Below are 13,522 nucleotides of genomic sequence, written 5' to 3' on the forward strand. Positions count from 1 at the left end.
AGGTATTGTCAAAAACTCGGCATTTATTGCCTTTTGTGGTTCTCCAATGAAAATCGGAGCCCTTAAGTCCGCTCTATTGCCGGGATTTCAACTGTTGACCTGTTTAACAAGCCGCCTTTAATCGTTTTGAAATTAGCTCTCTATACATTAATTTGTCTTGACACGTGATACTGATCTTTCTATACTCCATGAAAAACAGATAATATTGACCTTAGATTTCATGCTCTTATTGCCGAATCAAATATTTGTGTACAATAAAAATTAGTATCTGTTGATAATGAATTATTATTTGTTAAAGTTTTATATATGCCGCGAAATAACCGCGGTTTTTTTATATAAAATGAACGTTGGTTTTTAATTAAGATCATGTAAATAATAATAAACAATATTACCTAAAGAGCAGGAATTGCCTTTATGGAATAACCATTAATGCCAAAAAATACCAAATCCAATAGTATTTCCGAAAATACCGTTGTTAAAACAGAATACATTTATCCTACCAATTCACAAAAAGAAATAATTCATTCGATCCGAAGGCTTATGCAGGGATCGGAACTTTATGCCAAAGAGATTAATAAAAAATATAATACAAGTGCTGCACAGGTAAACTGCCTGCTGGCTCTGAAAGAGTATGGCCCTTTGCCTCCTTCACAGATAGCAAAAATAATTATGGTCAATTCAAGCACTGTAACAGGTATTATCGACCGGTTAGAACAAAAAGGTCTGGTGGAAAGGCAAAGGATATCCCAGGACAGAAGAATTATAACGGTTCAGCTTACGGAAAGTGGAAAAACATTGGCTGAAAACGCTCCATCCCCGATTCAGCAAAAAATAATCGACGGATTAAAAAGACTCACACCCCAGGAAATTGAACATATTGTTAATGGTTTGAATATGCTTACAAATATGCTGGATGTTCAAGATCTTGAAGTTGATTAAAAAAGCCGCATCTTTCATTTTTTCTTACCATATTTTATAACCTTACTATCCTTTTTTAAGATAAAAACCTTGACATATCCAATCCATTACTTTAGTATATTTATTTCAATACAAAATATATTTATTCAAATAATATTGATATAAAACATATCAAACAAATGGATCATGTAACCTACATATCTAATAATAAATCGGAGTGAGTAGATAAATGAATTCAATAAATTTAAGAAAAGATCAGGTTGATAAATCAACAAATCTGTTGGGCGCTGAAACTGTCGAGATGCTTCTTAAGTCCCATGCTGATGCTCTCTGGATCCTGGAAAATATGGGCGTCGGTTGCAAACAGGCTGATATCCAAAAAGCTTTCCGGCAATTTGAAGCTGAAGGATTAGCTTATCAGCATGAAGACCGCATATATGTTACCAGGGAGTTGGTTGAAAAATGTCTGGCAACAACTCCGGGTGTAGATGAGTTTTTTGTTCCTTTAGACAGTTTTTTTATTGGTGGCACGGCCCCTTATATTTATGATGATATAAAAGGAGTAGGCGGAATATTCCCTACGCCCGAGCATGTGGCAAAAATTGCACAAATAGCACAAGAAAATGATGTGGTAGCAGGAATGGGAAGGGCGGTAAAATTGAAAAATGAAGTGGAGCAGATGGACATTATGGATAAATACTGCTCCAAGCCTCTCTATTTTGCAGTGACGTGCGATGCCTCACTTGAACGTGCAAAACAATTATGGGAAGAGAGAAAGAATATCATGATCGTTTTTTGCCTCACACGCCCGCCTCTTGAAGTTAATGAAAATTTTTCCGATAATTTTGTGAAGGTAGTAAAGGCCGGCCTGCCGGTATTTATATCAGCGATGCCCATGGGAGGCATCAGCACTTCTTATTCCTATAATGGGGCATTGGCTATGACTCATGCTGAAGTGCTTTTCGGTATTTGCGCAGCCCAAATAATCAATCCGGGCGTAACATGCATACACGCTGGTTTTCCGACCATCGCTGATCCCAGAATAGATTATAATCCCAATTATGGTTTGATCAGTCATAATCTGTTAAACATTTTAATGACTCATCTTAATCTGATGCTGGATTTACCGACATTTCAGAGCGCCGGTACTACCCATGAAGAGCATTTGACTCAAAAGGCTTTTGATGACGCCCGCATGGGACAGGCAATGTGCAAAAAATACGGGGTGCATATGATAAGACATCCCTTTTCTTTTTTAAGATATCTGATTGATTTTTCCATAGCTAAACTTGAAAAAGGCATTGAAATTGCCCAAGAGGTAACTCCCGATGATGCGCCGGAAGTTGTGATGCCTGTTTATGATGAAAGGGGAATGGAATCCATTAAGACTATCGGGCTTGGTATGTATATGGATGATCCTCTAACGACGGCAAATTTTGGCAAAATATTTGTAAATTAATAAAGGAGAAAAACAATGTGTGGCATAGCCGGATGTATAGGAACATGTGACGCAGATACAATTAATCGTATGTTGGATGCACTACCGCATAGGGGTCCAAATGATCGCGGCCTTCATATAAACGGAAACAGCGTTTTTGGGCATACCAGGCTTTCAATAGTTGATGTAGCCCAAGGTCATCAACCTATCATTAGCAGAGACGGAAACGCAGGTATTATTTGCAATGGTGAGATTTATAATTTCAGAAAACTTAGAAGGAAAATTGATTCAAAATATAATTTTCAAACCAAGTCGGACACCGAAACCATCTTGCATCTATATCGTGAAAAAGGTCCCGAATGCCTTAAGGAACTTGATGGAATGTTCGCCTTTGCCGCTTATAAAGGAGATGATTTTATGCTGGCAAGAGATCCAATAGGGATTAAACCTCTTTATTACGGCTTTCAGGATGGCACACTATATTTTTCCTCAGAGCTGGGAGCCATGAGCCATGCCGGTTTGGAAGAGGTTCATGAATTTCCTGCCGGGCAATACTATACTCCAAAAGAGGGATTTGTAAAATTCTACCGCATACCTGAAATTGAAGACCATATCCATACAGATATTGAGAAGACATGCGATATTATAAGAAAAACTTTTATCGATGCAGTAAAAAAACGTTTATTGGCAGATCCTGAAGTTCCTGTCGGCTCTTTTTGCAGCGGTGGCCTCGACAGCAGTCTGGTAGCGGCTATAGCAGCAGACGAAATACCCAATCTGCACACATTTGTTGTAGGTATGCAAGATGAGTATGGTAATCTGAGTGATGATATCAAGGCTGCGCGTATCGCAGCGAAACATATCGGTTCTAATCATCATGAATATATCTTCACTGAAGCAGAGTATTATGAAGCGCTTCCTACCGTTATCAATAAACTGGAAAGTTATGATCCGTCTCTTGTCCGTTGCGCGTTACCCTGCTACTTTACCTGCAAATGTGCTGCTGATTATGTAACGGTAGTACTAACCGGAGAAGGAGCTGACGAGCTTTTTGCCGGATATCATTATATGAAGAATTTTCCGATTGACAAACTTAACCTTGAAGCCAGACGCTGTATCGGTAATCTTCATAATATTAATCTTCAGAGAGCAGATCGTATGGGCATGCTCTTCAGCCTTGAGCTTAGGGTTCCGTTTCTGGATACGGCTATGGTTGATCTTTCAATGAAGATTCCTCCCGAATTGAAAATTCGTGAACACAGGGGAGCCAAAATCGAGAAATGGATTTTAAGAAAGGCTTTTGAGGATACAAGCTATCTGCCTGATGAAATACTGTGGCGCTACAAGGTTCAGTATACCCAGGGTGCAGGATGTGAAAGTCTTGGTGAATCTTTGGCTGAAAAAATGATTACTGAAGATGAATATATGCAAATAAAAGAAGAAAACCCAAATGCAGTTATTAACAGCCGGGAAGCTGCCTATTATTTTAAAATCTTTCGCGAGTATCATCCCCAGGATTCAATTCTTGGATCTATAGGAATATGGACAGGGTTTGATTTTGCTGAAGAGAGAGAAAAGGTCACAGGAACAGTTGATGGTGATCGCAAACATCAAAGGGAAGAAAATAAAGGCACCAGGGCAGCCTAGTACTTTTTAAAACTATAAGGAGGAATATATAATGGCGTTTCCTACGCATTCAAAATACGTTATCATCGGAGCTGGAATTCATGGGCTAAGTACTGCCTTTCATCTTGCCGGTGAATTAAAGAAAAGAGCTCTGGGTTCAGGCAATGATATAATTGTTCTCGATAAGACAGCTATCGGAGCCGGCGCATCCGGAATCGCCTGTGGGGTTATAAGAAATAATTATTTCCAGGCAGCCATGCAGGAAATCATGATGCACAGCGTAAGTGTATGGGATGAGGATGTCGAAGGTTACGGTTATTGGCCTGTCGGTTATATGCAGATTTCACCGGAAAGCATGCACAAAGGAGTATCGGAAATATACGAGCGACAGAAAAGGCTTTCCTACGATTCGGTTTTTATCGAAGGAGAAAAGGACTGCCTGGAATATATGAAAAAAAATGTTTTTGATGACTGGCAGGCTAAAGGGGTTACGTCGATACTGCATGAAAAAAGGGGAGGATACGCCCACAATGCGCGAGCTTTGTATAGACTTGCCGACAAAGCTGAAAAAGAAGGTGTCAGGATATTAACCGGAGTCAAAGTTGAGGGTTTTGTCTATAATGATTGCATCACAGCCGTTGAAACTGACAAAGGTAAAATTTCATGTGATTATGTGGTTGCCGGACCCGGACCCTGGGGCAATAAATTCTGGGATATGATTGGTATGCCGGACAAAATTAATATTAAAGATAAAGACGGAAAGATTCACACGGATGTTAAAATGTGGACTTACCTGTCGCTTCAGGAAGGTACTCTTGGAGTAGATGCCCAATATGGTTTTAACAACCAGGGCAAGATGCCGCCGGTTATTCATGTGGATAGTAATTCTCCGCTTTATTCAAGTGAAGACGGCTCTCTGATTACTGATAAAATGTGGGGAATCTATTATAAGCCTGATTTTAATTTTAAGGGGATTCAGGGAGGCGCTATGCCGAATCTTGTGGAAAAAGATAAGGTGAATGTAGATCCCTATGGAATTGATTCTCCCGATTTTATTGTAGGGCCAGAATTCGCCCATATGTGGACTTCTGCTTTGGCGCATTGCCAGAAACGATATGAAAATAAATATCAATTATATAAAAAAGAACCTTCAGGAGGTTTGGGAATTTTTACGCCGGATAATTTTCCGGTATTCGATGTGTTTAAACAAAATTGCTACATGATACTCGATTCCAGCCACGGTTATAAGATGATAGGAATTGGCAAGCTGGTTGCCCAGGAAATTTTGGGAGACAAACAGGAGTTGCTGAAACCTTTCCGCTTTGATCGATACGAAAAGGGAGAGCTTCTTCCGGTATCAAGCAGTCCTTTTCCCTGGAGCTGATTAACAAGCGGATGGATATTACCATACTTGGTTCCGGTGGTTGCATGACCATACCGAAGCCTTTATGCAGATGCAGAGTTTGCACTCAGGCAAGAGAAAACAGAGGGCCTTATCAAAGAACCGGGCCCTCTGTTTTTATAAACGATGAGAAAATTCTTATCGATACTCCTGCCGAGATTTCTTATCAGTTAAACCGCTCAGGCATTGAAAAGATTAATTATCTTCTTTTTACACATCTGGATCCTGATCATATTGAAGGCTTCAGGGTCGTCGAACAGATTACATTGGATTTTCGCACCTGGCGGGCCTATGAAGGTAAATGCGTTAAACTTGTTTTGCCGGAAGAATTGTTTGTACGGCTCGAAAAAATTAATTCGTGTTATGGCCCTGTGATAGACTTTTACCATTCAAGCGGTTTTGTAGACTGTATTTCATATAGTAATAGTATAAGTCTGGGCAGTATTAAAATAACTGCGATTCCGGTTGACCGTGGGAATCAGTTAGCTTTTATATATGTTATTGAAAAAAACTCACAAAAGATGGTTTATGCTCCATGCGATATAAAACCATTTCCGGAAAACAGGAAAGAAGTATTGGATGCCGATTTGCTTGTTATACAGCCCGGTATTTTTGAAAACGGTCTTAAACATGACTTTAAATATCCGGATGATCATATATCGAGAACGACGCTTTATACTTTTGAAGAAACTCTGGGACTGGCAAAAAGAATATATGCAAACAAGGTATTATTTACTCATATCGAAGAATACTGGAACAGAAGCTATGATGATTACAAGAAGCTGGAAAAGCAATTCGATAATGTTAGATTCGCTTATGACGGATTACAGATAAGCATATAATAAATTACAGCAAAATATATACTAATCACCAGGATATTATAATAAAATGGAATTGATACAACAGTCATATCTGGAAAGGATACATGAGGATGCTCTTTGTGTTCTGGAAGAAGTAGGAGTTAAATGTGAATCTGAGAAAATAAGGCGGATATTTGAAGAAACCGGTATGGCTGCCTATGATGAATCTTCCGGTAATATTCATATACTGGCGACTCTGGTAGAACAGGCTTTAAATACAGCGCCCAAGCGTGATCAATACTGGATTGCCGAAAATTCCTTTGGTGTTGGAGGAACAGCGCCTTTTGTTTATGATGATAACAGTGGCGAATTAATTGAACCAAAAATTGAGCATTTGGTAAAAATAGCTAAAATAGTGGATAAGTCTGATGTGGTTGATTTCATGGCAAGAGGTGTGCTTATCGTAAAGCAGGAAGTAAAAGTCATGAATACAATAATTGAGCATTGCCGCAAGCCGATTTATGTAGCTGCCTTAACCGATGAAGGCATTGCCCGTGCCCTTGAAATTCATAATAAAAGAGGTATGATAACCGTACAGTTTTCCATTATCAATAGTCCTTTAAATATTATTGAGAGCATGGTCGATCCTTTTCTTTCATGCGTTGAAAGCGGTATTCCAATTTATGTGTCAACCATGCCGATGGCTGGTCTGTCGGGGCCATATTCCATGTCGGGACTTCTAACCCTTACTCATGCCGAGGCGTTGTTTGGAATTACATTGACTCAACTGATAAATCCGGGATTGATGGTGGTTCACGCCGGGCTACCCTCCATAGCCAGCATCCGTAAAAATTATGCTGTTGATCTGGGCCTTATATCTCATAACATAGCTAATCTGCTTATGGAGAAAGTAAACAAGATGCTTGATATTCCTTCTATACAGACAGCATGCACAACAAGCGAGGAAATGCCGGGTAAAAGGGCAGAAGAGGATGCTATAAACGGTTTTGCAATGATGAAAAAATACGGCTTTCATCAGATGCGCCATTCCTTTGGATTTTTAAAGGAATTGATTTCCTTTTCAATTCCAAAACTGGAAAGACATATTGAGTTATGCCGTGAAACAACTCCTGACCAGTCGCCGGAATATACACTTGAGCCCTATGACGGAGAGGGGTTGGATACTATTATCCGAAACGGAACCAATGCTAACTATATGAGAGATAATAACACCCTCAAAAACACAGGAAAATGCTTTCTGAACTAAAATAAAAGGAACAATAATAAATGAAAGTTGTTCTTTATCAGACAAGTCCTGTACTCCTGGACATAAAGTCAAACATTGATGACATTATAGATAAAATTCATCAAGGTAGAGAAAAAGGAGCGCAGCTTATCGTATTTCCTGAACTTGCTTTAACCGGATATTTTGTCAGTAAAGAATATCACAAGGTAGCACTAAGGCTTGACTCCAAAGAAATAAAGCTTTTAGCCTCAGCCACCAAAGGGACGGCAGCAGTCGTAGGTTTTATTGAAGAATCGCCTTCTATGAATTTTTATAATTCCGCTTTAGTGGCAATAGACGGGAAAATTGTTTTTGCCTCCAGAAAACTGAATCTTCCAAACTATGGTGTATTTGAAGAAAGAAAATATTTCTCATCTGGAAAGTATATCCCTGTTTTTAAGCTTTTCGATTTTACGATTGCAGTATTTATATGCAATGATCTCTGGCATCCTTCCCTGCCGTATTTAGGTGTAACACAAAAGGCAGATATTTTTATTACTATTTTCAACTCGTCGCAGGGTTCAATGGGAACAGCTTTCAGTAATATTGAAACATGGGGAATAATCAATAGATTTTATTCCCGCGTGTTCGGTATTTATAATGTATGCGCAAACCGGGTTGGTGAAGAGGGTATAATAGAAAAAAGAGAGATTGACTCAGGAGAAGATGTGTCATGTGATGGAAACGAACCATACAGATTTTGGGGAGGAAGTGAAATGCTTAATCCATTCGGCCAGGTTATAGCTAAAGCAAAAATGTATGAACCTGATGAAATAGTTGCTGAGCTTTCAAGAGATTTACTTCGGCAAAAGAAAATTCTCCTGCCTTACTTAAGAAACGATGATCCTTATTTTACGCACCGTGAGCTTGGACGTATTTTGTTCGGGAAGAAAAAGGGCGGTTATTTCAGAACCTGATTTGAGATTTTTCCAAAATGTTCAACAGGGCGGAATTTATAATTTAAAAAACAGTATCTTTCCATTCTCTTACCCATAGGCTTGTTGCTTAAACAATAGCTTTCATAAAGTATCCTGATATAATACATATCAAAGCTTTCGAGGGTTTTAAATATTACGGTTTATAAAATTTACCCGAATTCAAAATTGTGGTTGTTATGTCTGTCGCAAGTGATATATTGATCAAAATTGGCACTTTAAATATACACTGGATTTGATTAATAAAAGCGATTGGTTCAGTGAATGGTATAATCTGAAGCTTTAGTTTTTCAGGATAATTATGGATTCAATAGATCGAAAAAAAATAATCGAAAACATTCTGCATCTTATCAAAAATAATGATGAGCATTCTTTAAAAGAGCTTATTGAAGATACACATCCTGCGGATCTGGCGGAAATTTTACAGGCTTTGGATGATGATGATAAACGTGATTATCTCTTTGGTCTGATGAGCGCTGAAACTGCATCATATGTGGTAACCGAACTTGATGAGGTAACACGTCAGGATATAGTCAGCGATCTGGGAACTGACAGGCTGTCTGCAATTGTTGATGAGATGGATTCCGATGATGCTGCTGATATTGTAGCCGAACTTCCTGAACAGATACAGGAGCAAGTACTTGCCAATATTGAGCCGCAAGACCGGGACGAAGTTGAAAAACTGTTGGTCCATGATGAAGACAGCGCCGGTGGTATCATGGCGCTCGAATATATTGCAGTGTATGAAGATCAGATAGTTGATGATGCAATTCGTGAGATCAGGAGCCGTGCCGAAGAAATTGACGAAGTGTTTTATATCTATGCCGTAGACAGGGGAAACCGTTTAGTCGGTGTTGTGCCGATGAAGAGTTTATTTCTAAGAAACCCAAAACGAGTTATCAAAGATATAATGCACACTGATGTAATTTCTGTTGGTGTTGACATGGATCAGCAGGAAGTTGCAAATATAGTAAGAAAATATAATTTATCTGCCGTTCCTGTCGTAGACCGGTACAAGAGACTTGTAGGTCGTATTACGGTTGATGATATTGTTGATGTACTTCATGAGGAAGCAAATGAAGATATCCATCACATGGCCGGTATTACCTATGAAGAAACATTGCAGGAAAAATCAACATTTCGTATAACAAAAAACAGACTTCCCTGGCTTATAGTTGCTTTTACAGGAGAATTGATGGCTGCCATGGTTCTCAGCCGTTTTGAGGTTTCACTTGCCGAACTTGCCGCACTTACCTGTTTTATCCCTGTAATTATGGCAATGGGCGGTAACGCCGGAATTCAATCAAGTACTACGGTGGTGCGAAGCATGGCTTTGAATGAAAGCGGCACCATTTTGAAGGAAAGCTTTAACCGGGAATTTCGTGTAGCATTATTAAATGGCTTATCCATAGGAATTATGCTGGCTCTTGTGATTCAGATATGGCCTAAAATAGAAAACCCTATCTACCTTGGAGCTATCATCGGTTTTTCGATGATGATTGTAATTATAAATTCCACACTTTTTGGCACAGTTATACCATATGCTCTAAACAGATTTAATATTGATCCGGCTATTGCTACCGGTCCTTTTATCACAACATCAAATGATGTTTTGGGGCTTCTTATTTATCTGAGCATGGCTACTTTTTATCTGAAACATTTGAGATAATATATTACTGCAATAATTGTTTGCAATTCACTCACTCTTGCTTTCAATCATTGCTTTCAGCTTATCCCATTGTACTTCCCGGTTTATGACAGGATTGTTGTTGTTTTTGTAAGCATAAAGGTTTTCTTCAAAGCTTGGTTTTGCCGGACTTTTATAAATTATTCCAAGAGGCCATGGGTAGGACTCGCATGCTTTGGCAAAAGCTGAATTTCGATTTGCCGGATCATGGCTGTCATCCATAATATAGGTGTTTTCTTCATACCATTTTCTTGTATTAATCTTGTTAAAAGAGACACATGGAGTAAAGGTATCGACAAGGGCAAAGCCTTTATGCTCTATGGCCTGCTTGAAAATATTCAGACTGAGATCAAGGTTGTGAATAGATGTGCGGGCCACAAAAGAAGCATTTAGGGATATCGCTACAGCCAGCGGATTGAAAGGTTCCTCAAATACGCCATCAACCTGTATAGGAGTAACAAATCCCAGTTGGCTTGTGGGAGATGCCTGGCCCTTTGTAAGTCCATATACCATATTGTTGTGAACGATTGCAGTAATATCAGGATTTCTGCGGATTGCATGAATGAAATGATTGCCGCCCTCACCATACATATCACCATCACCGCTTGTGATAATAACTTTTAAATCGGGATTTACTGCCTTAATCATAGTAGCCGGAGGAAGAGCGCGGCCGTGAAGACCGTTGAAATAGTTTGTCCGAAGATAATGCGGGGTTTTGGCTGCCTGCCCTATGCCTGATACAAGCACCAGATTTTGAGGATTTATCTCCAATTCGACAAGCGCTCGTTTTAAAACATTAAGAATTCCGAAGTTTCCGCAGCCGGGACACCATGCGATATCTGTTTTCTCTATATCAAAGTTCATAAGTTAACCTCCTTTAAGAGATTGTTTCGGATATGGCATGCATCAGTTCTTCTACAGTAAATGGCAAGCCGTTATATTTTAAAATCTTGTGATCGATCTGAAATCCTGTCTCCCGTAAAATCAGTTTGCCGAGCTGTGATGTTGCATTGTTTTCAACAACAATCGTGTGTTTGGCAGATGATAAAAGATGGCGCAGGTTTTCGGGTAATGGATACACCTGTTGAAGCGCTATATGGGTCAGATCTTTTTTGCCAAGGTGTTTAACCGCTTCTCTTACTATGCGGTTTGTAGAACCCCAGCTGATGATAAATCCACGGGAATCCGAAGGGCCATATATCTTAGCGGCAATGGCAGATTCCTTGATAAGAGATAGCTTTTTGAGACGTTTATCCACCATTTTTACCCTTAACCCCAGATTTTCGGTTATATGGCCTGCCTCATCATGCTCGTCACTGTCCACCCCTACAAGCCCTTTGCCTTTGCCCGGTATACCGCGTGGTGAAATACCGTCATCTGTGAACTGATATCGAAGATAATTTTCATCCGTTTCGATAATACAGCTTTCTACCTTGATCTGGCTTAAATCAAATGAAGGTATGTTGTAATAAGTATCTACAAAATACTGGTCTGTCAGAATAATTACAGGCACCTGATATTTGTCGGCAAGATTAAATGCTTTCTGAGTAATATAAAAGGCATCTTTAAGAGATTCCGGGGCAAGAATAATTCTGGGAAATTCACCATGTCCGGCATAAAGCGCAAGCTCAAGGTCGCCCTGTTCGGTGCGTGTGGGCAGTCCTGTTGCAGGTCCGGGCCGCTGGGCTATGTGAATAACCACCGGCATTTCAAGCATGCCGGCAAGACTCAAACCTTCAGACATTAATGCAAAACCGCCTCCTGAGGTTGTAACCATGGCTCTTGCACCGGCATACCAAGCTCCGATTGCCATATTAATGGCTGCAATTTCATCCTCAGCCTGTTCAACTATCAGTTCAAAATCATGTTCAACTTTGGCCATGAAAGTTATTACGCCGGTTCCCGGACTCATGGGATAGGATGCAATGCAGCGGCATCCTCCTGCAATCGCTCCCATGGCGATTGCCTCGGAACCGTTTATCATGATATCGTTTTGAATGTCCGATATGGATAACTCAGGAAAGCGTACTGTACCGTTTTCTATCAGTTCCCGGCCATGTTTAAATCCAAGATGGGCGGCTTTAATATTAAGCTGAACCAGTTTATCGCCTTTTGCTCCAAAATACTTTCCAAGATATTTTTCCATAATCTGACTATCTGTTTTCAGCAAGGCAAGTATAAGACCAAGAGCAATGGTGTTGGAATATATTTCGCTGCCAAGTTCTTTTGAGAGCTTTTTTAAGGGAATGTCAAAGATCTTCAGATTTGTTTCCAGTACTTCCATGTCTCCTGTAACAATTGTCTGATTCGTAATACGGTGTTGAAGTCGAGGAAGCACTTGTTTGTCTAAGGGGATAAGCAGGTCTATCCGGTCAATGGGCGCCTGTAAAGGATGCGAGCCGACACGGATACTGGTGGTATTGCTTCCACCGCGAACTCTTGACATATATTCTTTGGTTGCAAAAACATAAAAGTTGTTTAATTTAAGAATTTTTGTCAAAAGTTGCTCAATAGTCTGTATGCCCTGACCTGCCTCTCCTCCAAGAACTATGGAAATATCATTTGATAACGGCATTTGAGACATTTTCATGACCTCCTAGTAGTTTTGATTTGGAAACTCCATAAATTATGGAGAATTCAAACAGGTTGTGCTGATTTTATCTGCGGCTGAAATTATAACTTTTTCTGATATTGAGTAAAACCAAATATATTAAAGCTATCATTATTTTGAAATATCGCAAGAAAAAGTTTTAGCTGAAATTTAGTTGGACCCTCATTTTAAGCTGGGACAAGTTGTGTTTAAACTATATATTGTTAAGTTTAATAATCTGGGTTATAAGATAAAAAAAATCAGCCAATCAATCATTTAATACTATTACAATGGAGATACCGTGGAAGGAAAAAAGATAAAAGACAGCCAGGTTACAACTATTCAGCAGATGACCCATCAGGATGCTAATTTTGCCGGAAATGTTCATGGTGGAGTGGTAATGAAACATATTGATTCTACTGCCGGAATCGTTGCTACACGGCATGCCTGTTCCAATGTGGTTACTGCATCTATTGACCGGCTGGATTTTTACAGTCCGGTTTATGTCGGGGATCTTTTGATTTTAAAAGCCGGTGTTAATATGGTAGGTAAAACCTCTATGGAAGTTGGAGTAAGAGTGGAAGCCCAAAACTATATAACCGGCGAAACCAGAACCACAGCGTTGGCTTATCTCACATATGTTGCTTTGGATACGGAAGGAAAACCCGCCCAGGTTCCTCCGCTTATCTTTGAAACTGAAGAAGAAATCCGCAGAAGCACGGAGGCCAAGGCCCGAAGACAAATGCGGCTTGCCGAAAGGATCAGAGAATATAAGGCTAAAGCTATTCAGCCTGACAGTAAAAATGTATAATATCTTTTGCAACAGTTGTAAAATATGAAA

11 protein-coding genes are annotated in these 13,522 nt (G+C 39.6%); 9 read left to right on the plus strand and 2 right to left on the minus strand.

The genetic code is table 11. From position 1 onward, the window contains the following. Positions 1-429 precede the first annotated feature (429 nt). The 8 genes from VXK47_RS12940 (at position 430) to mgtE (ending at position 10,073) form a co-directional block, all read left to right on the plus strand. Positions 430-939, plus strand: coding sequence for a MarR family winged helix-turn-helix transcriptional regulator (locus VXK47_RS12940; RefSeq protein ID WP_435549199.1), 510 nt, complete (start codon positions 430-432; stop codon positions 937-939). Between the two features lie 208 nt (positions 940-1,147). Further along, positions 1,148-2,377, plus strand: coding sequence for a trimethylamine methyltransferase family protein (locus VXK47_RS12945; protein ID WP_435549200.1), 1,230 nt, complete (start codon positions 1,148-1,150; stop codon positions 2,375-2,377). 15 nt (positions 2,378-2,392) lie between these two features. After that, a complete protein-coding gene (asnB, locus tag VXK47_RS12950; protein ID WP_435549201.1) occupies positions 2,393-4,003 on the plus strand; it encodes an asparagine synthetase B in 1,611 nt (536 codons plus the stop codon). 31 nt (positions 4,004-4,034) lie between these two features. Beyond that, positions 4,035-5,366 (plus strand): NAD(P)/FAD-dependent oxidoreductase, encoded by a 1,332-nt coding sequence (locus VXK47_RS12955; protein ID WP_435549202.1) that lies wholly within the window; start codon positions 4,035-4,037, stop codon positions 5,364-5,366. 11 nt (positions 5,367-5,377) lie between these two features. Beyond that, on the plus strand, positions 5,378-6,226 hold the full coding sequence (locus tag VXK47_RS12960) for an MBL fold metallo-hydrolase (protein ID WP_435549203.1): 849 nt from the start codon (positions 5,378-5,380) through the stop codon (positions 6,224-6,226). Between the two features lie 46 nt (positions 6,227-6,272). Then, on the plus strand, positions 6,273-7,451 hold the full coding sequence (locus tag VXK47_RS12965) for a trimethylamine methyltransferase family protein (RefSeq protein ID WP_435549204.1): 1,179 nt from the start codon (positions 6,273-6,275) through the stop codon (positions 7,449-7,451). Positions 7,452-7,471: 20 nt separating this feature from the next. Beyond that, positions 7,472-8,386 carry a nitrilase-related carbon-nitrogen hydrolase gene (locus VXK47_RS12970; protein ID WP_435549205.1) on the plus strand — a complete coding sequence of 305 codons (915 nt, stop codon included), beginning with the start codon at positions 7,472-7,474 and terminating at the stop codon, positions 8,384-8,386. 319 nt (positions 8,387-8,705) lie between these two features. Continuing rightward, on the plus strand, positions 8,706-10,073 hold the full coding sequence (gene mgtE, locus VXK47_RS12975; protein WP_435549206.1) for a magnesium transporter: 1,368 nt from the start codon (positions 8,706-8,708) through the stop codon (positions 10,071-10,073). Between the two features lie 27 nt (positions 10,074-10,100). Here the strand turns inward: mgtE and VXK47_RS12980 are convergent, their stop codons facing one another. Both VXK47_RS12980 and VXK47_RS12985 read right to left on the minus strand, forming a co-directional pair. Beyond that, positions 10,101-10,955, minus strand: a complete 855-nt coding sequence (locus VXK47_RS12980) for a thiamine pyrophosphate-dependent enzyme (protein ID WP_435549207.1) — start codon at positions 10,953-10,955, stop codon at positions 10,101-10,103. A 13-nt stretch (positions 10,956-10,968) separates the two neighbouring features. Continuing rightward, positions 10,969-12,675 carry a 2-oxoacid:acceptor oxidoreductase subunit alpha gene (locus tag VXK47_RS12985; protein WP_435549208.1) on the minus strand — a complete coding sequence of 569 codons (1,707 nt, stop codon included), beginning with the start codon at positions 12,673-12,675 and terminating at the stop codon, positions 10,969-10,971. 307 nt (positions 12,676-12,982) lie between these two features. On the opposite strand from VXK47_RS12985, the gene VXK47_RS12990 reads away from it, so the two are divergent. After that, positions 12,983-13,492 (plus strand): acyl-CoA thioesterase, encoded by a 510-nt coding sequence (locus VXK47_RS12990; RefSeq protein WP_435549209.1) that lies wholly within the window; start codon positions 12,983-12,985, stop codon positions 13,490-13,492. Positions 13,493-13,522 lie beyond the last annotated feature (30 nt).

The sequence above is a fragment of the Desulfobacterium sp. N47 genome, assembly GCF_051233685.1.
In the GTDB taxonomy this organism is placed as follows: Bacteria; Desulfobacterota; Desulfobacteria; order Desulfobacterales; family RPRI01; genus RPRI01.